The organism is Defluviimonas sp. SAOS-178_SWC (genome assembly GCF_039830135.1).
Taxonomy (GTDB): Bacteria; Pseudomonadota; Alphaproteobacteria; order Rhodobacterales; family Rhodobacteraceae; genus Albidovulum.
This window is the reverse complement of the sequence record NZ_CP156081.1, coordinates 2,575,602-2,597,492: the sequence shown is the minus strand read 5'-3', so window position 1 is coordinate 2,597,492 and position 21,891 is coordinate 2,575,602. Positions and strand designations below refer to the sequence as shown.

Here is a 21,891-nt window from a genome sequence, read left to right as displayed (position 1 = left end):
CTTGCGAGACAACGGGGTTGCATCGCGCGACTAAGGCGGAGAACGTTCCGCCTGCGGACAGGGTTAGGGAACGAAATGGGCTTTCAGGAACCGAAGCTGGACACATCTCCCAAAGTGTCGGACGAGGTGCGCAAGACCACCTGCTACATGTGCGCCTGCCGCTGCGGCATCAACGTGCACCTGAAATCGGGCAAGGTTTCCTATATCGAGGGCAACCGCGACCACCCGGTGAACAAGGGCGTCCTCTGCGCCAAGGGGGCGTCGGGGATCATGCAGGTGACGGCGCCCTCCCGGCTTCGCGCGCCGTTGAAGCGGGTCGGCCCGCGCGGGTCGGGCGCGTTCGAGGAGATCGGCTGGGACGAGGCGCTTGAGATCGCCGTCGGCTGGCTGAAACCGCTGCGCGAGGCGGCGCCGGAGAAACTCGCCTTCTTCACCGGCCGCGACCAGTCGCAGAGCTTCACGAGCTTCTGGGCCCAAGGCTTCGGCACACCGAACTACGCGGCGCATGGCGGGTTCTGCTCGGTCAACATGGCGGCGGCCGGCATCTACACGATGGGCGGCGCGTTCTGGGAATTCGGCCAGCCCGACTGGGACTTGGCGAAGCTCTTCATCCTCTTCGGCGTGGCGGAGGACCACGATTCGAACCCGATCAAGATCGGTATCGGCAAGCTGAAGAAACGCGGTGCGCGGGTGATCGGGGTGAACCCGATCCGCACCGGCTATAACGGTGTGGCCGACGACTGGTACGGGATCACGCCGGGGACGGACGGATTGCTGATCCTCTCGCTCATCCATGAGCTTCTGAAGGCCGGCAAGATCGACCTCGACTACCTCGCCCGGTTCACTAACGCGCCCTGTCTGGTCGATGCGGCGGAGGGGCCGGGGCAGGGGCTTCTCTTGCGCGACAAGGATGGCAAGCTTCTGGTCATCGACCGGACCACGGGCAAGCCCGCGCCTTTCGACAGGACGGGTGTGACCCCCGATCTGGCCGCGACCTACAAGGGCTGCCGCACGGTCTTCCAGCATCTCGCCGAACGCTACCTGTCGGACGATTATGCGCCGGAAGCGGTGGCCGAACGCACCGGTATCGCGGCCGGCCGCATCCGGGGCCTCGCGGCCGAGATTGCCCATGCTGCCTTCGACGCGCCGGTGGTGCTCGACCGGGCCTGGACGGATTTCCGGGGGGACCGTCACGAACGGATGGTGGGCCGACCCGTGGCGTTCCACGCCATGCGCGGTATCTCGGCCCATTCGAACGGCTTTCAGACGGCCCGCGCCCTGCATCTTCTGCAAATCCTCATCGGCTCGGTCGAGACGCCCGGCGGCTTCCGCTTCAAGCCGCCCTATCCGAAACCGGTGGAGGCGCACCCGACACCGCATTGCGCCTGCGTGCCGGGAAAGCCGCTGGCCGGGCCGCATCTGGGCTTCGTGCAGGGGCCCGAGCAACTGGCGTTCAAGCCCGACGGCAGCCCGGCGCGGATCGACAAGGCCTTCACATGGGAAAACCCGCTGTCGGCGCATGGGCTGATGCACATGGTCATCCCGAACGCCCATGCCGGCGATCCCTACCGAATCGACACGCTCCTGCTCTACATGGCCAACATGTCATGGAACTCTTCCATGAACACGGCCTCGGTCATGGAGATGCTGACCGACACGGACGAGGACGGCGAATACCGGATTCCCCGCATCATCTATTCCGATGCCTATGCGTCCGAGATGGTGGCCTATGCCGATCTGATCCTGCCCGATACGACCTATCTGGAACGGCACGACTGCATATCCTTGCTGGATCGCCCGATCTGCGAGGCGGAGGCGGCGGCGGACGCGATCCGCTGGCCGGTGGTGGAGCCCGACCGCGATGTGCGCGGCTTCCAGTCGGTGCTGGTCGATCTTGGCGCGCGGCTCGGCCTGCCGGGTTTCGTGGATGAAGAAGGGCGCGCAAGGTACCGGGATTACGCGGATTACATGGTCCGGCATGAGCGCCGGCCGGGCGTTGGCCCGCTGATGGGCTGGCGCGGCGCGGGCGATCAGGTCGGGCGCGGGGCGCCGAACCCGGACCAGCTTCAGCGCTATATCGCCAATGGCGGGTTCTGTGTGGAGCATATCCCGGACGAGGCCACCTATTTCAAACCGTGGAACGCCGCCTACCAAGACTGGGCTGTCGCGCTCGGCTTCTATGACAAGCCGCAGCCCTATCTCTTCTCGCTCTGGTCGGAGCCGTTGCAGCGCTTCCGCCTCGCGGCCGAAGGGCACGGTGAGCGCCAGCCGCCGGAACACCTGCGCGACCGACTGAAAGCGACGATGGACCCGCTGCCGATCTGGTACGAGCCTTTCGGCGAGGCGGCAGGGGCGGCCTATCCGGTCCATGCCCTGACGCAGCGGCCGATGGCGATGTATCATTCCTGGGGTTCCCAGAACGCCTGGCTGAGGCAGATCCACGGGGTCAATCCGCTCTACCTGCCGACGAAGCTCTGGCAGGCACACGGGTTCCGCGATGGCGACTGGGCGCGTGTGACCTCGCCCAGCGGAGAGATCACGGTGCCGGTCGCGCATATGGCGGCGCTCAACGACAACACGATCTGGACGTGGAACGCGATCGGCAAGCGGAAGGGCGCATGGGCCCTCGATCCCGCCGCGCCGGAAGCCACGAAAGGCTTTCTTCTCAACCACCTGATCCACGAACTTCTGCCGGAAAAGGGCGACGGTCTACGCTGGTCGAATTCCGATCCGATCACCGGTCAGGCCGCGTGGTTCGACCTTCGCGTGCGGATCGAAAAGGTGGCGTCGCCGGATGAGGCACAGCCGGCCTTCCCGCCGCTTGCATCGCCGGTGCCGCCGGCGCGGAGAAACGGGCCATGACCGCGCTTCCGCCGCCATCCGCGAAGAAACTCGGGCTGGTCATCGACCTCGACACCTGTGTCGGCTGTCAGGCTTGCGTCACGGCCTGCAAGGGCTGGAACGATCAGGCGTACGGTGCGCCGCTTTCCGATCAGGATGCTTACGGATCAACGCCTTGCGGGACGTTCCTCAACCGGGTTCACGGCTATGAGGTGACACCCGCGACCGGGCCGGCCGAGATCGTCAACTTCCCGCGTTCGTGCTTGCACTGCGAAGACGCGCCCTGCGTCACCGTCTGCCCGACCGGCGCGAGCTACAAGCGCGCCGAGGACGGGATCGTGCTGGTCAACGAGGATGCCTGCATCGGCTGCGGGCTTTGCGCCTGGGCCTGTCCCTACGGTGCGCGCGAACTCGACCCCTCGGCCGGGGTGATGAAGAAATGCACGCTCTGCGTCGACCGGATCTACAACGAGAACCTGCCCGAGGCGGACCGCGTCCCGGCCTGCGTCCGGACCTGCCCGACCGGCGCGCGGCATTTCGGCGATCTCGGCGACCCGGACAGCGCTGTCAGCCGGTTGGTGGCGGAGCGCGGCGGCTATGACCTGATGCCGGACATGGGGACGAAGCCAGTCAACAAATACCTGCCGCCACGGCCCAAGGGCGCACGCCCCGAGGCGGCACTGGAGCCGCTCAGCGATGGTCCCGAGACCGGGTTCGCCGGGTGGCTCGACCGGCTTCTGGAGAAGTTCTGATGCATCCCGCCCCCTCCGTCATCGTCTTTACGGTTCTTTCCGGTGCGGGCTTCGGCCTTCTGGCCTTCCTCGCACTCGGCGCGGTCGAGGTCTACGGGGCAGCGGCGTTCCTGCTTTGGGGCGTTGGCTACGGACTGAGCGTGGCGGGTCTTTTGGCCTCGACCTTCCATCTCGGCAATCCGGCGCGGGCGCTTCGGGCCTTTACCCAGTGGCGGACAAGCTGGCTCAGCCGCGAGGCGTGGGCCTCGGCGGGGGCGCTTCTGCTTCTCGCGCCGGTGGCGCTGGCGGCGATCATGGGCGGCGGGCTGCCGGGGCATTTCGGGGCCATCGGCGCGCTGGCCTGCCTTTTAGCCGTGGTGTCGACGTCGATGATCTATGCGCAGTTGAAGACGGTGCCGCGCTGGAACCACTGGACGACGCCGGCGCTGTTCCTCACCTTCGCCACGGTATCGGGCGCGATCCTCAGCGGACAGGTGCCCATCGCGGCGCTGGCCTGCCTCGTCCTCGGGTTGCTCCTGATCGTTGCCTTCCGGATCGGGGACGGACGCTTCGCGGCGGCAGGCCAGACGCTCTCGACCGCGACGGGGCTTGGCAAGGGGGGCGCTGTCCGTCAGTTCGCACCCGCCCATACCGGGCCGAACTACCTGACGCGAGAGATGATCCATGTCGTCGGGCGCCGCCATGCGAGGCGGCTCAGGGTGATCGCGGTCGTCCTCGCGGCGCTGTTGCCGTTCCTGGGCCTGCTCGTCCTGCCGCCGATCCTGCCGTTCATGGCGACTGTCTTCGTGGTTCATCTCGCCGGGGCGTTCGTTGCCCGCTGGCTCTTCTTCGCCGAGGCGGAGCATGTCGTCGGCCTCTATTACGGTCAGCGCTAGGACGGTCTGAGACGCGGCTTATGCCGCCCGCCCGATGCGCTGCAATTCCACTTTTCGAAATCCGACCTTCGATCTTGCGAAACCCGACGGGCAGTTCTTGCCTGACAGGGGCTTCCCACTGCCAATCGTCCGCGCGGGTTTGTCGGGCGGTGGAGGGGGCGTGATCGCGGGTCTAGGCAGGAATGACGGCGAAGCTGTCGCCGAGCCAGGGGGCGAGGTCCTGCATCGGCGCGATCAGACGTGTCGCCATTGTCGCCCGCAGGGTGCGCGCGATCTCGGTCGCGACGTCGTCGCGCTGGTCGGTCGGCGCGAAGAGCGAGATGGTCCGCGACATCGCGGCGAGCGGCAGCGGGTGGATATCGACCTGACCGAGAAACGCCTTGGCGCGGAGAAGCGCCAGCGGCGTGGTGATCGAGAACCCGGTGCCGCTGGCAACCAGCGCCATGATCGACTGGTTGCTGTCGATTTCGAACCGGTCAGGCAGGGTGATCCGGTGGCGCGCGAGATGCGCCTCGATCTGGCGGCCCATGAACTGGGTCCGGTCATAGCGCAGGAGCGGCAATGCGGCGAGCGCGGCCATGTCCCCGCCCTTCGGCAACCCGAACCCGCGCGGAACGGCGAGGAGGTAGGGATCGCGCAGAAGCCGATGTTCGCGGATCCCGGCCAGCGCATCCTGCGGCGCGGCCGCGACGGCGATGTCGAGCGTCCGGGCGGCCAGCATCGCGGTCAGGTCGTGGCTTGGCGCCGTGGTCAGGTGGAAGTCGCAATTGCGCAGGTTCTTCGCGAGCGCGATCACGAGGTTCGGCGTGATCTCGGTATCGAAATCGTCGATGACGCCCAGCCTGAGGCTTTTCAGATGCGAGATGTCGAGCACGGTCAATTCCGCCTGCGCTTGGCGGATCTGGCTCAGCGCCGCCTGCGCGCGGTGGAGGAGAATGCGCCCCGCCGGAGTCAGGCCCAAGGGCCGGTGGGCGCGGTCGAAGACCACGGTGCCGAGCGAGGTTTCGAGGTTCGACAATTGCTGCGAGGCGGCGGGCAGGCTAAGCCCCACGGCCCGGGCGCCGTCCGCGACGGTGCCGGTGCGGGCGATCGCCTCGAAAAGCTCGAGCGCGCGCAGGGTGATGCCTTTGGCGAGCATGGCGCTCCGGGGCGGCAGACGGGTGGACCTTTCGGAAAGTTGAACCTGATGGGAGGTCCGGTCAAGGCCGTTCGAGGCAAAGACGGGAGTGGGTGGCTGTCATGAGTGTCAGATTTTTCAAGCAGGCGGCGGCAGAGCAAGCCTCGCTCACGGCCGAGGTTCAAGTCACGGTGGCGCGGATCCTGGCCGAGATCGAGGCGGGCGGCGAGACGGTCACCTGCCACTATGCCGAGCAGCTCGACGGCTGGACCGGCCCAGCGGTCATCCCGCGCGCCGAGATCGAGGCCGCATCCGCGGCGGTGCCGGAGCGACTGAAAGACGACATCCGCTACGCGCATGACAACATCGCCGCCTTCGCCCGCGCCCAGCTCGCGAGTTGCCGGGAGACGGAGGTGGAATTGCGACCCGGCCTCAAGGTCGGGCAACGGCTGATCCCGATCGCCGCCGCCGGTGCCTATGTGCCGGGCGGGCGCTACAGTCATATCGCCTCGGCGCTGATGACCGTGACGACCGCGAAGGTCGCCGGTGTCGCCCATATCGCCACCGCCACGCCGCCGCGCCCCGGCACGGGCATTCCGCCGGCGATCCTTTACGCACTCGACCTTTGCGGCGCGGACGCGGTGCTTGCGCTCGGCGGCGTGCAGGGGATCGCGGCGATGGCTTTCGGCCAGTTTGGCCTGCCGCCCGCCGATATCCTCGTCGGGCCCGGCAACGCCTATGTCGCCGAGGCCAAGCGCCAGCTCTTCGGCCGTGTCGGCATCGACATGGTGGCGGGGCCGACCGACAGCATGGTGATCGCCGATGCCGGAGCCGACGCCGATCTGGTGGCGGCGGACCTCGTCGGACAGGCCGAGCACGGGCCGACCTCTCCGGTCTGGCTGGTGACCGACAGTGCCGATCTGGCGGAGTCGGTGATGGCGCGGGTGCCGGCTTGCATCGCGAGCCTGCCGGAGCCGAACCGGACCGCCGCCGCTGCCGCCTGGTCGGGGCGCGGCGAGGTCGTTCTGTGCGATACGCGCGAGGAGATGGCGGCGCATGCCGACCGGATCGCGCCCGAGCATCTGCATGTGCAGGCCGCCGATCTCGGCTGGTGGCGGGGGCGGCTTCGGGCCTACGGGTCGCTCTTCCTCGGGGCGGCGACGACCGTCGCCTTCGGCGACAAGGCGGCGGGCACCAACCATGTGCTGCCGACATCGGGCGCGGCGCGCTATACCGGCGGGTTGTCGGTGCACAAGTTCCTCAGGGCCGTCACCTGGCAGGAGGTTTCGCCCGAGGCGCTTCGCGATCTGGCCGCCGTCACTGCCCGGATCTCGCGGCACGAGGGGATGGAAGGTCATGCCCGTTCCGCCGATCTGCGGCTGGAGAAAGCATTTCCCGGCGAGCGCTTTGACCTCGGCGCCACGCCCGGTTCGTCCGTCTGATCTGCCGAAAGAGCGGATGTTCCGAATGTTTTGCGGGCCTTGCGCGGCAAATTCTTTAGATTGACCAGTCAATCAACAAAAATTTCCTTGATGTCGCAAACGCTATGTCTATCGTCGGTTTTCAGAGTTGGCGCCAAATCGTCGCAGCCTAGACGTTATGGGATAAGGCGCTCGAGGCCGGTGAGACCGGCACATGACGGACATAAGGGGGGAGCGGGGCTGGATGGTGAAGATCTCGTGCGTCGAGACCTTTAGTAACGAATTCGTCTGCTTCACGCGCATCACCGCCGAGGACGGCGCCATCGGTTGGGGCCAGTGCTCCACCTACAATGCCGACATCACCGCCCAGATCCTCCACCGCCAGGTGGCCCCCCATGCGCTCGGTGCCGGGACAGACGACATTCTCGGCCTCGTGCAGCGGATCGAGGAGAAGGAGCACAAGTTCCCCGGCTCCTATCGCTGCCGGGCGCTTGCCGGGCTCGATACCGCGCTTTGGGACATGCGCGGTCGGCGCGAGGGAAAGCCGGTCGTGGAATTGCTGGGCGGCAGGCCGGGGCAACTGCGGGCCTATGCGTCTTCGATGAAGCGCGATATCACGCCGGAGGACGAGGCGGCGCGGCTTTGCCGTCTGCGCGACGACAAGGGGTTTGATGCGTTCAAATGGCGCGTCGGCGCCGAATGCGGGCGTGACGTGGACGAATGGCCGGGCCGGACGGAAGAGGTGATTCCGGTCGTCGCGCGGGCGCTTGGCGACGGTGTCGCGAAGCTCGTCGACGGCAATTCCGGCTTTTCCCCGGCGCGGGCGATCGCGGTTGGCCGGCAGCTGGAAGCCGAACGCATTTCGCATTTCGAGGAACCCTGTCCCTACTGGGAACTGGAGCAGACGAAAGAGGTCACCGACGCGCTCGACATCGACGTGACGGGGGGCGAGCAGGACTGGGACCTCGCCACCTGGAAGAGGATGATCGACATGCGCGCGGTCGATGTCGTGCAGCCGGACGTAATGTACATGGGCGGTATCGCCCGGACGCTCCTCGTTGCCGGGATGGCTGCCAGGGCGGGGTTGCCCTGTACGCCGCACAGTGCCAACCTGTCGCTCGTGACGATCTGCACGATGCATCTTCTCGGCGCGATCCCGAATGCCGGGAAATACCTGGAATTCTCTATCGAGGGCGCAGACTATTACCCGTGGCAGGACGGGCTGTTCCGCGGTGATCCCTTTGCCGTCCGCGATGGCAAGGTCATCATTTCCGACGCTCCCGGATGGGGGGTGGACATCGATCCCGCCTGGCTCGACCGGGCGACCTATCAAAGGAGTGCGGTTGAGGCTTGACCGGGGCGCTCCCTCGCGCCGTAACTGCGAAAAACACTTACCGACAACAAGGAGGACGACATGACACAAAACATCACCCCGAGAGGCGTCAGCCGCCGCGGACTTCTGCAGGGCGCGACCGCGCTCGGCACCGCCGCGCTGATCCTGCCGGCGGGCGTGCGCCGGGCCATGGCCGAACCGAAGCGGGGCGGCTCCATCCGCATCGCGGTGGCCAGCGGCAACACGACCGACAGCTACGATCCCGGCACCTGGGATTCGGTCTACACGCAGATCTTCAACACCGCCCGGAACAACACGCTGACCGAGGTCGCACCGGATGGCAGCCTCGCCCCCGAGATCGCGGAAAGCTGGGAAGCCTCGGCCGACGCGACGACCTGGACGTTCAAGATCCGCGAAGGCGTCACCTTCCATTCGGGCAAGACGCTGACGCCCGACGACGTCGTCGCCTCGATCAACTATCACCGCGGCGAAGACTCGAAGTCGGCCGCGAAGCCCTATGTCGATCCGATCACCGACATCAAGGCGGACGGGCAGAACGTCGTCGTGACGCTTTCGGGCGGTAACGCCGACTTCCCGTTCATCATGGCGGATTACCACCTTGTCATCCTGCCCTCGGCCGACGGCAAGATCGATCCGATGACGACGGATGGCTGCGGCGGCTACATCGTCGAATCGTGGGACCAGGGCGTTTCCGGGAAGCTGAAGCGCAACCCGAACTACTGGAAGACGGACCGCGCCTGGTTCGACGAGGTCGAGCTTTTGTCGATCGTCGATCCCGCCGCCCGGCAGAACGCGCTGATCACCGGCGAGGTCGACCTGATCGACAACGTCGATCTGAACACCGTCGGGCTGCTCCAGCGCGCGCAGGGGATCACCATCCTGCCGGTGGCCGGCAACCAGCACTACGTCTTCGTGATGGACACCCGTGCGGCGCCGTTCAGCGACAACAACGTGCGTCAGGCGCTGAAATACGGCATCGATCGGCAAGAGCTGGTCGACAAGATCCTGCAAGGGTACGGGTCGATCGGCAACGACATCCCGATGGGGGCGCAGCAGCCCTATTACAACACCGAACTGGAGCAGAAGGCCTACGACCCGGACAAGGCGAAATTCTATCTGAAGGAAGCCGGGATGGACTCGCTCAGCGTCCAGCTTTCGGTCGCGGATTCCGCCTTCGCCGGTGCCGTGGATGCAGGGGTTCTCTACTCCGAACGCGCCGCCGCCGCCGGGATCAACATCGAGGTCGTGCGCGAACCGTCTGACGGCTACTGGGACAACGTCTGGATGAAAAAGCCGTTCTGCGCCTCCTACTGGGGTGGGCGTCCGACGCCGGACCTGATGTTCTCGGTCGCCTACCAGGGCGGTGCGCCGTGGAACGAAAGCTTCTGGGACAATGCCCGCTTCAACGAGCTTCTGGTCGCCGCGCGGTCGGAACTCGATGAGGACAAGCGCCGCCAGATGTACTGGGAAATGCAGGATCTTTGCGCCAACGAAGGCGGCACGGTGATCCCGATGTTCGCGAACTACGTCATGGCGCATACCGAGAAGGTCGGCGTTCCCGAAGTGGTCGGCACCAACCAGGGCATGGACGGCCTGCGCATGATCGAGCGCTGGTGGCTCGCCTGATGATCCCGGCCCCGGCGGTCGCCGCCGGGGCCTTTCGCCCCATCGGGGCCAAGCCGCCGGAACGCGTGGCACAATGAACAGGGGGCGAAGATGTCCATAGTCTGGTCCATGATTGCGAAGCGTCTGGCCCTCGGCCTGCTGACGCTGTTCGTGATTTCGGTGATCATTTTTGGGGCGACGGAGCTGTTGCCCGGGGATCTTGCCAAGAACATCCTCGGCCAGTCGGCGACGCCGGAGACGGTGGCCGCGTTCCGCCGGGAGCTGGGGCTCGATCTGCCGGCGCATACGCGCTACATCAACTGGCTTCTCGGCGCGCTCCAGGGCGATTTTGGCACGTCGCTTGCCAACAAGCGTCCCATCGCCGACCTGATCGCCACGCGGCTCGGCAACACGCTTTTCCTTGCGCTTTACGCGGCCGCGATCGCGGTGCCGCTGTCGCTGGCGCTCGGTGTTCTCGCCGCGCTCTACCGCAACTCGATCTTCGACCGGGCGGTGAACGCGCTGGCGCTGACGTCGATTTCCTTCCCGGAATTCTTCGTCGCCTATATCCTCATCTTCGTCCTCGCGCAGTCGGGCCTCTTCCCGTCGATGGCGCGGATGGATGCCACGACGACCTTCGCCGAGGCGCTCTACCGGACCTTCCTGCCGGCGCTGACACTGACACTGGTCGTCACGGCGCACATGATGCGGATGACGCGGGCGGCGATCATCAACCTTCTCGCCTCGCCCTATATCGAGATGGCGCGGCTGAAGGGGATGAAGCCGATGCGGGTGATCCTGAAACACGCGCTGCCGAACGCGCTGGCGCCGATCATCACCGTCGTGGCGCTGAACCTCGCCTATCTCATCACCGGCGTCGTCGTGGTCGAGGTGGTCTTCGTCTATCCCGGCCTCGGGCAGCTGATGGTGGACAGCGTGTCGAAGCGCGACTTCCCGGTCGTGCAGGCGGTCGCGCTGATCTTCGCGGCGGCCTATGTGCTTCTCAACCTCACCGCGGACGTGCTGTCGACCCTGTCGAACCCGCGTCTGATCCATCGCAAATAGGAAGGGGTGACATGACTATCCTGATCAACCTCTTCTGGATCGCCGTCGCCATTGCCGGCGCCCTCGGGGCGGGCTGGCTTTTCCGCGCCGCCGCCGTCGCGCTGACCAAGGGGCCGACGGCCCGGGCCTTGCGCACGGCGCCGGTCACGGCCGGGTTCGGCATGCTGGTGATCCTCATCTATCTCGTCGTGGCGATCTTCGCGCCCCTCATCGCGCCCTATGGCGAGCGGGAGGTGGTCGGCGCGCAGTTCCTGGTCTGGGATTCCACCCATCTCTTCGGTACCGACAACCTCGGCCGCGACATGTTCACGCGGCTGGTCTACGGCGCGCGCAACACGGTGGGCATCGCCTTCGCCACCACCGCGCTCGCCTTCACCATCGGCTCGATCCTCGGGCTTCTGGCGGCGACGGTCGGCGGCTGGCTCGACCAGGTGCTGAGCCGGATCGTCGACATCCTGATGGCGATCCCGTCGCTGATCTTCTCGCTTCTGCTGCTCACGATCTTCGGAACCTCCGTCACCACGCTGATCCTCGTCATCGCGACGATCGATTCCACCCGCGTCTTCCGGCTGGCGCGGTCGGTGGCGCTCAACATCGTGGTGATGGACTATATCGAGGCGGCGAAGCTCAGGGGCGAGGGCCTCTGGCGGCTGATCACGCGGGAGATCCTGCCGAACGCGCTGGCGCCACTGGTCGCCGAGTTCGGGCTCAGGTTCTGCTTCGTCTTCCTCGCGATCTCGGCGCTGTCGTTCCTTGGCGTCGGCATCCAGCCGCCCACGGCAGACTGGGGGTCGATGGTGCGCGAGAACGCGGCGCTGATCACCTTCGGCGACGTGACGCCGCTCCTGCCGGCCGGGGCCATCGCGCTCCTGACGGTGGCGGTCAACTTCGTGGTGGACTGGATGCTTCACCGTGCCAGCGGATTGAAGGAGTAGGGCCATGAAGGACACGCAAGCGGAAAAGCCGGTCCTCCTGACGATGCGGGACATCCATATCGAAGGCCGGTCGGAGGAGACCTGGTCGCCGATCATCAAGGGCGTGGACCTGACCTTGCGCAAGGGCGAGGTGCTCGGCCTCATCGGCGAAAGCGGGGCGGGCAAGTCGACGCTCGGCCTCGCGGCGATGGGCTTCACCCGTGACGGCTGCCGGATCTCGGGGGGCACGATCGACTTTGACGGGATCGACCTTCGGGCGGCGACCAGGGACCAGCGGCGCGGCTTGCGCGGCAAACGCATCGCCTATGTCGCGCAGTCGGCGGCGGCGAGCTTCAATCCGGCCCACAAGCTCATCGACCAGTACAGCGAGGCGCCGGTCCAGCACGGTGTGATGGGACGGGCCGAGGCGGAGCGGGACGCGGTGGAGCTTTACCGCCGGATGCGGCTGCCCAACCCCGAGGAGATCGGCTTCCGCTATCCCCACCAGGTCTCGGGCGGGCAGCTCCAGCGCGCGATGACGGCGATGGCGATGGCCTGCCGGCCGGACCTGATCATCTTCGACGAACCGACGACGGCGCTCGACGTGACGACCCAGATCGAGGTTCTGTCGGCGATCCGCGACATCGTCGCGCAGTTCGATACCGCGGCGATCTACATCACCCACGACCTCGCGGTCGTGGCGCAGATGGCCGACAGGATCAAGGTTCTCCTGCGCGGCGACGAGGTCGAGGAGGCCGATACCCGCACCATGCTGTCGGCCCCGAAAGAGGACTACACCAAGTCGCTCTGGGCGGTCAGAAGCTATGCGCGGCCGGTCCAGCCGCCGGTGACCGGCGGCGTTCCGGTCGTCTCGGTGCAGAACGTGACGGCGGGATACGGCGCGGCCGACATCCTCAGGAACATCAGCTTCGACATCCACAAGCGCCGGACCGTCGCGGTGGTCGGCGAAAGCGGCTCGGGAAAGTCCACCGCCGCGCGGGTGATCACCGGGCTTCTGCCGCCGCGGCAGGGCAGGGTGCTGTTCGACGGGGCGCCCCTGCCGGCCGATTACCGGCAGCGCAGCCGCGACCAGCTCCGGCAGGCGCAGATGATCTACCAGATGGCCGATACCGCGCTGAACCCCAAGCTGCGCCTGCGCGAGCTGATCGGCCGTCCGGCGCAGATGTATCTCGGCCTGCACGGCAAGGCGCTGACGGAACGGATCCGCGACCTTCTGAACCTGATCGAGCTCGATCCCGACAGGTTCATCGACCGCTTGCCGTCCGAGCTTTCCGGCGGGCAGAAACAAAGGATCGGCATCGCGCGGGCGCTTGCGGCCGAGCCGAAGTTCATCATCTGCGACGAGGTGACATCGGCGCTCGACCAGCTTGTAGCCGAGGGCATCCTGAAGCTTCTCGACCGGCTCCAGTCGGAGTTCGACCTCGCCTACATGTTCATCACGCATGATCTCGCCACCGTGCGCTCGATCGCCGACGAGGTGGTGGTGATGCAGAACGGCAAGGTGGTGGAGCAGGGCCCGAAGCTCGAAATGTTCGAGCCGCCCCACGATCCCTATACCGAACTCCTCCTCTCCTCCGTCCCAGAGATGGACCCGGACTGGCTGACGAAACTGCTGAAGGAGCGCGCGGAAAAGGCGGGGAAGAGAGGGCCCTGATGGCCCCCGGTCACCGCCCGCAGCGCGGCGGGGCGGTGAAGTAGCCCGGCGGCAAGAGTTGCGCGTAGGACAGGATGCCGTTGAACTCGCCCGTGAGCCGGTTGCTCACCTCGCGCAGAATCTCGCCGGCGGGGGAGACTTCGATGGCGGCACCTTCGAGCGGCGAGACGATCAGCCAGTTACCGTTCGGCAGCAACTGGTGTTGACCCATGACGCGCGAGAAGAACCGCAAGCTGGCGTCGGCGAAAAGATCCTCGGCCAGGTCCGTCTTCGGGTCGATCTTAAGGATCGTCGTGACGCCGCGGCGCTGGTTGTTGGAATAGACCGTGATCGTGCCATCCGCCTGCCAGTCGGGGTCGTGCTGCTCCTGCCAGGGGCCGTGCCTCGACCAGAGCAGCTGCTTGGTGGTCCGGTCGACGACGGCCAGCAGGTTGATGTTGCGCAGGCTGATCAGCAGATCGCCCGGTTTGAACTGCGGGAAAGCCCGCGCGAGCCGGGCCGGCAGAGGCTTGATGTCGTTGGGATGGAAAACGTCGGACGACGCCTCTTCCGGCAGGTCGCGGTAGAAATTGAAGCCGTCGGGAAAGCCGAACGCGACTTTGCTCGCAGGAGATCTGAGGATGATGTCGTCGATCAGGTCGATCGACTCGAGGATCTCGCCGGTCTCTTCGTCGAAGCGCACGAGCCGTTGGTCGTCACCACCATACCACATCCCGGCCTGCCAGACCCAGAAACCGCCCGCATCCTCGTCCGGGCGGATCGCATGGTGATAGGTCTGATCCGTCCGCGACCAAAGGATCTTGCCACAGATATCGACCCGGACAAGAGCGGTCCCCTGATCGTAGGCCAGAAGCAACGACCCGTCGGGAAGGGGGTAGGTCGCCTGCAAGGTGCCGCCGGGCTTGCCGTTCTCGACTACGTTCGAATAGTCGGAGGGCCAACTGCCGATCACCTCGCCCCTTTCGTCGAGAAGTTCGGTCACGAACCGGTTTTCGGGAAGCTGGAGCCGGTTGATGAGCAGGTCGCCCGGCGCAATCGATTCGGGACGGTTCACGACATAACGCTCGTCCGGCGACCCGGCGCGGCGGCGCGAATAGGCGTGCTCCGGCAGGACCCGCCCCGTATCGCGCAGCGACAGCACGATCTGTTGGCCCGTTGTATAAAGCGTTGCCGGCGTCCATTCCTTCAGCCCGGACAGGATTCCAACAACCAGCGCCACCATGGAAATCAGAAAACAGGTGGAGATCCGCTGGAGGGTTTCCGGTTTCATGGGGCCTCGTCTCTGCTCTGTGTGTTCTGGCCGGTTTTGTCAGGGTCCTTGGACAAAACTTGGGCGATGATTGCGCGAAGCTGTGGCAATCAGCCGCCGTCGCGTTTCTGCCGGGCCGCCCGGATATCGCGGGCCAGGGCGACCGTGTAGACCGAAAGCTCCGCCAGCGCCGCCTCGGCGCGGGGCGCATCGGACACCTCGACCGCGTCGGCGATGGCGGTGTGAAGGGCGACGATCCACTCGCGCGACCGGGCGGAGAAGGTGATCATGTTCATCAGCGGCTGCATCGCCTCGACCGCGCCGGCAAGCTGGTAGGACAGGACCGGATTGCCCGCCGCATCGACGAGCGCGCGGTGGAAGGCCACGTCGGAGGCGCAGAAACCCTCGTCGGAAAGGCCCGGCTGGCCCTGCCGGAAGATCTCGGCCCGCATCGCCGCCAGATGGTCGGGCCCGCGCCGGTCCGCCGCGAAGGGCACGCAGGCGCGTTCGAGCGCGTAGCGCGCCTCGCAGGCTGTTTCGAAATCGACCGCGTTCATGCTGAGCAGCAGCGTCGATGTGGTGACCTGCTGCTCGCGCGCCTCGTCGTAGGACAGCCGGTTGACGAAGGCGCCGCCGGTCGCTCCGCGCTGGGTGCGGATCAGGCTTTGCGCGGCCAGCCGTTTCAGCGCCTCGCGCACCGTGGGGCGGGACACGCCGAATGTCTCGGCCAGTTCCTGTTCGGAAGGAAGCCGTTCGTCGACGATCAGCCGCCCCTCGACGATCGCCTCGCGGATGCCTTCCGCGATGCGGATCGGCAATTCCCCTTCGGCGCCGAGCGTCAGTTTCTCCATTCCGTCCTCGCGATCTTCAAATGTCAGACATTAATTGTTTGACATTTGATCCGGTCAGGGTGACCGTAGGCAGGAGGGTGTCATCCGTCCATCGCTTTTTTCGGGAATGAGGGGGCCATGTCCGTGAATGTCCAGTCTGGCGAAGGGCGCGGCATCGCGCTGCCGTCCCGGCGGGCTTGGGGCTGGATCGGTTTTTACGCGCTCATCCTTCTGGCCTGGGTCTCGGTGGCGCTGATGGCGCGCGGCCAGGCCTCAGGCGGCATCCCGGCGGAGTTCTGGGCGGCGCTCTGCGCCTCGGCGGCCGAGGCGTCCCTGCCGGCGCTCTGGGCGATGTGGGCGCTGATGGCGGCGGCGATGATGCTGCCGACCTTCGTGCCGGCGCTCAGAACCTTTGCCGACCTCTCCGCGACCGGCGCGACGACCGCTGCGGGCGCGGCGGCGCTCGTCGCCGGATATGGCGCGGTCTGGCTGACGGCCTCGGCGCTCGGCGCGGGGGCGCAGGCGGCGCTGGCGCGGGCGGGGATGCTGACGCCCTTCGGGGCGAGCCTCTCGCCCTGGCTGACGGCGGCGCTTCTGGTCGGGGCCGGGCTCTACCAGTTCTCGGTCGTCAAGGCGGCCTGCCTTGCCAAATGCCGGATGCCGCTGACCTTCTTCATGGAGCGCTGGCGTCCGGGCGCGCCCGCCGCCTTCGCGATGGGGCTCCGTCTCGGCGCGGTCTGCCTTGGCTGCTGCTGGGCCTTGATGGCGCTCGGCTTTGTCGGCGGGGTGATGAACCTCGTCTGGATGGGGGCGGCGACGCTCTTCATGACGCTCGAAAAACTGCCCGATATAGGGCGGCGCCTGACCCGGCCCGTCGGATGGGCGCTGATCATCGCGGGGGGCGTTACGGCACTCCGCGCCACCGGATTTGTCTGAGGGAGGACGACATGGGCAGCGAGTTGCCGGAATGGGCCATCAAGGGGGAGCTGATCCTCAACTGCAACTGCACGGTCTTCTGCCCGTGCGTGATCTCGCTCGGCGATCACCCGCCGACCGAAGGCCACTGCATGGGCTGGGCCGGCATCCGCATCGATGCGGGCCATTACGACGGCGAGGATCTGTCGGGGCTGAACATCGGACTGCTTCTGGAGATCCCCGGCCGGATGGGGCGCGGCAACTGGAAGGCGGCGGCCTATATCGACGAGCGTGCCAGCAACAAGGCCTATGACGGCCTTCTGAAGGTCTTCACCGGCCAGGCGCGCGGGACGACGGGCCTTTTCAAGGTGCTCGTCAGCGAATTCCTCGGCGCCGAACGCGCGCCCGTGACGTTCGAGACCGAGGGCAAGACCCGCCGCCTGACCGTCGGCCGCGCCATCAAGGGCGAGATCGCGCCGGTCGAGGGCCACGGCGGCAAGGATATCGTGGTGACCAATACCGAATACTGGATGGGCCCCGACATCACGGTCGCCAAGGCCAGCAAGGGCAAGGTCCGCGCCTTCGGCCGGGTCTGGGATTTCGACGGCCGCTCGGCCGAGATCTGCCAGATCGACTGGCACGGGCCCAACTGACGGGGGCGGGGAGCGCGACATGACGGTCATCACATCCTCGCGCCGCGTGCGGCGCACGCCATTCACGCCCGGGGTCGAGGCCGCAGGCGTGACGAGCTACACGGTCTACAACCACATGCTACTTCCGGCGCAGTTCGGCGGATTTGTCGAGGATTACCACCATCTGAAGCGTCACGTTCAGGTCTGGGACGTGGCTTGCGAACGGCAGGTGAGCGTCAGGGGGCCGGACGCGTCAAGGCTGATGACGCTGATCAGCCCGCGCGATCTTGCCAAGATGGCGGACGATCAGTGCTACTATATCCCCGTGGTCGACCGCAACGGCGGCATGCTCAACGATCCGGTGGCGGTGAAGATCGCGGCGGATCATTACTGGATCTCGATCGCCGACAGCGATTTTCTGCAATACGTTCTCGGTGTGTCCGACGCGCTCGGGCTCGATGTCGAGGCTGAGGAACCGGATGTCTCGCCGCTCGCGGTGCAGGGCCCGAAATCGGACGATCTGATGGCGCGGGTTTTCGGTGACGCGGTCCGGGACGTTCGCTTTTTCCGCTACAAGCGGCTCAGCTTCGAAGGGCGCGAGATGATCGTCGCCCGGTCTGGCTACTCCAGGCAGGGCGGCTTCGAGATCTATGTCGATGACGGGGATTACGGCATGCCGCTTTGGGAGGCGCTGTTCGCGGCCGGAGAGGATCTTCACGTCCGCGCCGGTTGCCCGAACCTGATCGAGCGGGTCGAGGGCGGGCTTCTGAGCTACGGCAACGACATGACGCGCGCGAACACGCCGTTCGAAGCGGGTCTGGGCAAGTTCGTCAACTCGCCCGCAGACTACATCGGCAAGGCGGCCCTTGCCGCGCGGCCGGCCGAACGGATGATCCGCCCCGTCGCTATTTCGGGCGACCTGCCGCGATGCGACCGGCTCTGGCATGTCTATGCCGACGGTGCGAAAGTCGGGCAGGTGACGAGCGCGAAATACAGCCCCGACTTCAATACCAACGTCGCCATAGGGATGATCGACAAGAGCCATTGGGGCGCGGGGACGACGGTCGAGGTCGAGACGCAGGACGGCATGCGGGATGCCGTTGTGCAGGACAAGTTCTGGATTTGAAGGAGGCGGGACGATGATCAACGCACTTGTGGTGGAAAAGGACGAGGCGTCGGGCAAGACCAGCGCCTCGGTTCAGGCGATCGAGGAAAGCCGCCTTCCCGAGAGCGAGGTGAAGGTCGCGGTCGAGTATTCGACCGTGAACTACAAGGACGGGCTTTGCGTCGGCCCCGGCGGTGGGCTCGTCCGGCACTATCCGCATGTGCCGGGGATCGACTTCGCCGGCACGGTCGAGGCGTCTTCCGATCCCCGCTACAAGTCCGGCGACAAGGTCGTGCTGACCGGCTGGCGCGTGGGCGAGGCGCATTGGGGCGGCTATGCCCAGAAGGCGTCGGTGCGCGCCGACTGGCTGGTGCCGCTGCCGAACGGGTTGAGCACACGGGCCGCGATGGCGGTGGGTACCGCCGGGCTGACGGCGATGCTCGCGGTGATGGCGCTCGAGGATCATGGGCTGGAACCCGGCCACGGGCCGGTTCTGGTGACCGGCGCGGCGGGGGGTGTCGGCTCGGTCGCGACGGCGATCCTCGCGAAACTCGGATACGAGGTGGCCGCGGTCACGGGGCGGCCCGAGACGGCCGATTACCTCACCGGCCTCGGCGCCAGTCGCATCGTCGCGCGCGAGGAACTGACCGAGGTCACGCGCAAGCCGCTTGAGGGCGAGCAGTGGTCGGGCTGCGTCGATGCCGTCGCGGGCGCAATGCTCGGCCGCGTTCTGAAGCAGATGAAATACGGAACCTCTGTCGCGGCGGTCGGCCTTGCCGGCGGCGCGGCGATCGAGGGGGCGCTGATCACGCCCTTTATCCTGCGCGGCGTGAACCTTCTCGGCATCGACAGCGTGATGCAGCCCTATGCGAACCGCGTCCGCGCCTGGGAACGGATCGCCAGGGATCTGCCGATGGACAAGCTCGATGCGATGATCCAGCCGGCGACGCTGTCGGACCTGCCGAAACTCGGCGCGGATATCCTGAAGGGCCAGGTCAAGGGCCGCGTCGTCGTTGACGTGAACGCCTGAAACCCGGGCCTGGCGGCCCAACCGGCCGCCACTTCACGGCATGTGAAGCCGCGCGAGACGTGGCGCATCACTGTCCGCGCTGGCTAGGATGAACAGGCTGACATAGTCTTCGGGCCCAGGGTCGACGGGGGCTGGGCGCTGCGCCTCGACAGGTGCCCCGGAATGGTCTCCGGATGTCCGAAGACGAGTACCCGGTCCTCGGCATGGCCAGCCCCAAAACCCGATGCTAGACTTTCGAACGGCAAGGCGGTATCAGCGGAACCGTTAGCGCTAACGGACGCCGGAAAGGAACGGGCAATATGGTCTCACGCGTGATTCCGGTCGATCCGTTCGACCTTGTCATCTTCGGGGGAACCGGCGATCTGGCGCGGCGAAAGATCCTGCCCGGCCTCTACCGGCGCTTCCTTGCCGGGCAAGTTCCCGACTCGTCGCGGATCATCGGCGCCGCGCGGGGCGAGATGGACGACGACGGATTTCGGGCCTTTGTCGCCGAGGCGATCGGCGAATTCGTGAGCGAAGGCAAACGCGACGGCGAGACGCTCGCCCGTTTTCTCGGTCATGTCCACTACGTGTCGGTCGATGCGAAGGGCGATGGCGGCTGGAAGGATCTCGCGCGCCTGATGCGCAAGGATGTCGTACAGGCTTTCTATTTTTCGGTCGCACCATCGCTCTTCGGCGACCTCGCCGAGCGGCTGCACCGTTTCAGGATCGCGACGGAGACGGCGCGGATCGTGGTGGAGAAACCTTTCGGGCGCGATCTGGACAGCGCCCGCGCCCTGAACGCGACGCTGGCCGAGCACTTCACCGAACACCAGATCTACCGGATCGACCATTACCTCGGGAAGGAAACCGTCCAGAACCTGATGGCGGTGCGATTCGCCAACATCCTCTTCGAACCCCTGTGGAACGCCCGCCATGTCGATCACGTCCAGATCACCGTGGCCGAGACGGTGGGGGTCGGGGGGCGCGGCGCCTATTACGACAAGTCCGGCGCCATGCGGGACATGGTGCAGAATCACCTGATGCAGCTTCTCTGTCTCATCGCGATGGAGGCGCCGTACAGGTTCGACCCGGATGCGGTGCGCGACGAGAAGCTGAAGGTGATCCGCGCGCTCAAGGAGATCGGGCCGGAGGATATCGTCAGGGGGCAGTATCGCGGCGGCCCGAGGGCGGGGGGAGAGCCGTCCTATGTCGAGGATGCCGAGGATCCTGCCTCGAAGACCGAAAGCTACATCGCGCTGAAGGTGCAGATCGCCAACTGGCGCTGGAAAGGCACGCCTTTCTACCTGCGCACCGGCAAGAAGCTCCGCGCCCGCGCCTCGGAGATCGCGGTCGTATTCAAGGAAGTGCCGCATTCGATCTTCGACGACGAAGAGGGCTGGCGCGAGAACGTGCTGTCGATCCGGTTGCAGCCGAACGAGGGGATGACGCTCTCGGTCATGATCAAGGAGCCGGGGCCGGGCGGCATGCGCCTGACCGAGGTGCCGCTCGACATGTCCTTCGCCGAGGCGCTCGGCGAGGACGGAACCGACATTCCCGACGCCTACGAGCGGCTGATCATGGACGTGATCCGGGGCAATCAGACCCTCTTCATGCGGGGCGACGAGGTCGAGGCCGCCTGGGCCTGGACCGACCCGATCATTGCCGCCTGGGAGGCGCGGGGCGACAAGCCGAAAGGCTACGATCCGGGCTCGTCCGGACCGGAAGACGCCTTGATGCTGCTTCATCGCGACGGCCGGAGGTGGCGGGAGATTCGGGAATGAACAGCTTCGCCAGAACCACGGCTCGCGACCTCGTTGCGGCACGAGGGCGGAAAAGTTGGAGGAGTTAGCGATGGAATTCGTCGAGTATCCTGACCGCGAACTGATGATGTTCCAACTCGCCGATCATCTGGCGAGCGAGCTTGCGATGGCGCTTCGCCAGCATGAGAGGGTGAGCTTTTGCGTGCCGGGTGGCACGACGCCCGGCCCGGTCTTCGACGTGCTCTCCGGCGTGAAGCTCGACTGGGACCGGGTCTCGGTCTTCCTCAACGACGAACGCTGGGTGCCGGAGAGCCATCCGCGCTCCAACGGTCGTCTCCTGAAGGAACGGCTCCTCACCGGCCGCGCCGCCGCCGCGCATTACGTCCCGCTCTATGCCGACGCGCCGGAGCCGGAAGCCGCGCTCGACGCGCTGACGGCGGCGATCGAACCCTGCCTGCCGATCTCGGTCCTCCTGCTCGGCATGGGGGCGGACATGCATACCGCGTCGATCTTCCCCGGCGCCGACCGGCTGGAGGAGGCGCTGTCGCCCGAGGCGCCGATCCTGATGCCGATGCGCGCGCCCGGCGCGCCCGAACCCCGGGTGACGCTGACCGCGCCGGTCCTCGCCGGGGCGATGTCCTGCCACATCCTGATCACCGGGGCGGAAAAGCGCGCCGCGCTGGAGCGCGCGCAGTCGCTGACGGACCAGGAGGCGCCGGTTCGCGCGGTCCTGGCCGATGCGACGGTGCATTGGGCGGAATGAGATTTT

Annotated in this window: 18 protein-coding genes; 15 read left to right on the top strand and 3 right to left on the bottom strand. The window is 66.5% G+C overall.

The window, feature by feature from the left end:
• The first annotated feature begins 75 nt into the window (after nt 1–75).
• Genes V5734_RS13430 through V5734_RS13420 form a run of 3 tightly spaced genes read left to right on the top strand, consistent with a single transcriptional unit; the run spans nt 76 to nt 4,468 of the window.
• On the top strand, nt 76–2,862 hold the full coding sequence (locus V5734_RS13430) for a molybdopterin oxidoreductase family protein (protein ID WP_347310150.1): 2,787 nt from the start codon (nt 76–78) through the stop codon (nt 2,860–2,862).
• Nucleotides 2,859–3,593, top strand: coding sequence for a 4Fe-4S dicluster domain-containing protein (locus tag V5734_RS13425; protein ID WP_347310149.1), 735 nt, complete (start codon nt 2,859–2,861; stop codon nt 3,591–3,593). The genes V5734_RS13430 and V5734_RS13425 overlap by 4 nt, the downstream gene beginning before the upstream one ends.
• Complete coding sequence (locus V5734_RS13420) at nt 3,593–4,468, top strand: dimethyl sulfoxide reductase anchor subunit family protein (protein ID WP_347310148.1); 876 nt, start codon at nt 3,593–3,595, stop codon at nt 4,466–4,468. Before V5734_RS13425 ends, V5734_RS13420 begins: the two co-directional genes overlap by 1 nt.
• A 172-nt stretch (nt 4,469–4,640) precedes the next feature.
• On the opposite strand, the gene V5734_RS13415 is transcribed toward V5734_RS13420, so the two are convergent.
• Nucleotides 4,641–5,606 (bottom strand): LysR family transcriptional regulator, encoded by a 966-nt coding sequence (locus V5734_RS13415; RefSeq protein ID WP_347310147.1) that lies wholly within the window; start codon nt 5,604–5,606, stop codon nt 4,641–4,643.
• A gap of 101 nt (nt 5,607–5,707) precedes the next feature.
• Between V5734_RS13415 and hisD the strand changes: the two genes are divergently transcribed.
• The 6 genes from hisD to V5734_RS13385 all read left to right on the top strand — a co-directional run bounded on the left by hisD (nt 5,708) and on the right by V5734_RS13385 (nt 13,619).
• Entirely contained in the window at nt 5,708–7,027 is a 1,320-nt protein-coding gene (hisD, locus tag V5734_RS13410; protein ID WP_347310146.1) for a histidinol dehydrogenase, read from the top strand.
• Between the two features lie 193 nt (nt 7,028–7,220).
• Nucleotides 7,221–8,360 (top strand): mandelate racemase/muconate lactonizing enzyme family protein, encoded by a 1,140-nt coding sequence (locus V5734_RS13405; RefSeq protein ID WP_432759628.1) that lies wholly within the window; start codon nt 7,221–7,223, stop codon nt 8,358–8,360.
• A 60-nt stretch (nt 8,361–8,420) separates the two neighbouring features.
• Complete coding sequence (locus V5734_RS13400) at nt 8,421–9,986, top strand: ABC transporter substrate-binding protein (protein WP_347310145.1); 1,566 nt, start codon at nt 8,421–8,423, stop codon at nt 9,984–9,986.
• A gap of 90 nt (nt 9,987–10,076) precedes the next feature.
• Nucleotides 10,077–11,030 (top strand): ABC transporter permease, encoded by a 954-nt coding sequence (locus V5734_RS13395; RefSeq protein ID WP_347310144.1) that lies wholly within the window; start codon nt 10,077–10,079, stop codon nt 11,028–11,030.
• An 11-nt stretch (nt 11,031–11,041) separates the two neighbouring features.
• The gene (locus tag V5734_RS13390) at nt 11,042–11,965 is read left to right on the top strand and encodes an ABC transporter permease (RefSeq protein WP_347310143.1); all 924 of its coding nucleotides are present in this window, start codon (nt 11,042–11,044) and stop codon (nt 11,963–11,965) included.
• A gap of 4 nt (nt 11,966–11,969) precedes the next feature.
• The gene (locus V5734_RS13385) at nt 11,970–13,619 is read left to right on the top strand and encodes an ABC transporter ATP-binding protein (protein ID WP_347310142.1); all 1,650 of its coding nucleotides are present in this window, start codon (nt 11,970–11,972) and stop codon (nt 13,617–13,619) included.
• A gap of 10 nt (nt 13,620–13,629) precedes the next feature.
• Here the strand turns inward: V5734_RS13385 and V5734_RS13380 are convergent, their stop codons facing one another.
• Entirely contained in the window at nt 13,630–14,889 is a 1,260-nt protein-coding gene (locus V5734_RS13380; RefSeq protein ID WP_347310141.1) for an arylsulfotransferase family protein, read from the bottom strand.
• Nucleotides 14,890–14,978: 89 nt separating this feature from the next.
• On the bottom strand, nt 14,979–15,719 hold the full coding sequence (locus V5734_RS13375; protein ID WP_347310140.1) for a FadR/GntR family transcriptional regulator: 741 nt from the start codon (nt 15,717–15,719) through the stop codon (nt 14,979–14,981).
• 117 nt (nt 15,720–15,836) lie between these two features.
• Here V5734_RS13375 and V5734_RS13370 point away from each other — a divergent pair, with 117 nt between their 5' ends.
• From V5734_RS13370 to pgl, 6 genes are all read left to right on the top strand, one after another.
• On the top strand, nt 15,837–16,634 hold the full coding sequence (locus tag V5734_RS13370; RefSeq protein WP_347310139.1) for a DUF2182 domain-containing protein: 798 nt from the start codon (nt 15,837–15,839) through the stop codon (nt 16,632–16,634).
• 11 nt (nt 16,635–16,645) lie between these two features.
• Nucleotides 16,646–17,266, top strand: a complete 621-nt coding sequence (locus tag V5734_RS13365) for a DUF1326 domain-containing protein (RefSeq protein ID WP_347310138.1) — start codon at nt 16,646–16,648, stop codon at nt 17,264–17,266.
• A gap of 19 nt (nt 17,267–17,285) precedes the next feature.
• The gene (locus V5734_RS13360) at nt 17,286–18,371 is read left to right on the top strand and encodes a dimethylsulfoniopropionate demethylase (RefSeq protein ID WP_347310137.1); all 1,086 of its coding nucleotides are present in this window, start codon (nt 17,286–17,288) and stop codon (nt 18,369–18,371) included.
• A 13-nt stretch (nt 18,372–18,384) separates the two neighbouring features.
• The gene (gene acuI, locus V5734_RS13355) at nt 18,385–19,380 is read left to right on the top strand and encodes an acryloyl-CoA reductase (protein WP_347310136.1); all 996 of its coding nucleotides are present in this window, start codon (nt 18,385–18,387) and stop codon (nt 19,378–19,380) included.
• A gap of 299 nt (nt 19,381–19,679) precedes the next feature.
• On the top strand, nt 19,680–21,143 hold the full coding sequence (gene zwf, locus V5734_RS13350; protein ID WP_347310135.1) for a glucose-6-phosphate dehydrogenase: 1,464 nt from the start codon (nt 19,680–19,682) through the stop codon (nt 21,141–21,143).
• A 70-nt stretch (nt 21,144–21,213) separates the two neighbouring features.
• Entirely contained in the window at nt 21,214–21,885 is a 672-nt protein-coding gene (gene pgl / locus V5734_RS13345; RefSeq protein ID WP_347310134.1) for a 6-phosphogluconolactonase, read from the top strand.
• The last annotated feature ends 6 nt before the right edge of the window (nt 21,886–21,891 follow it).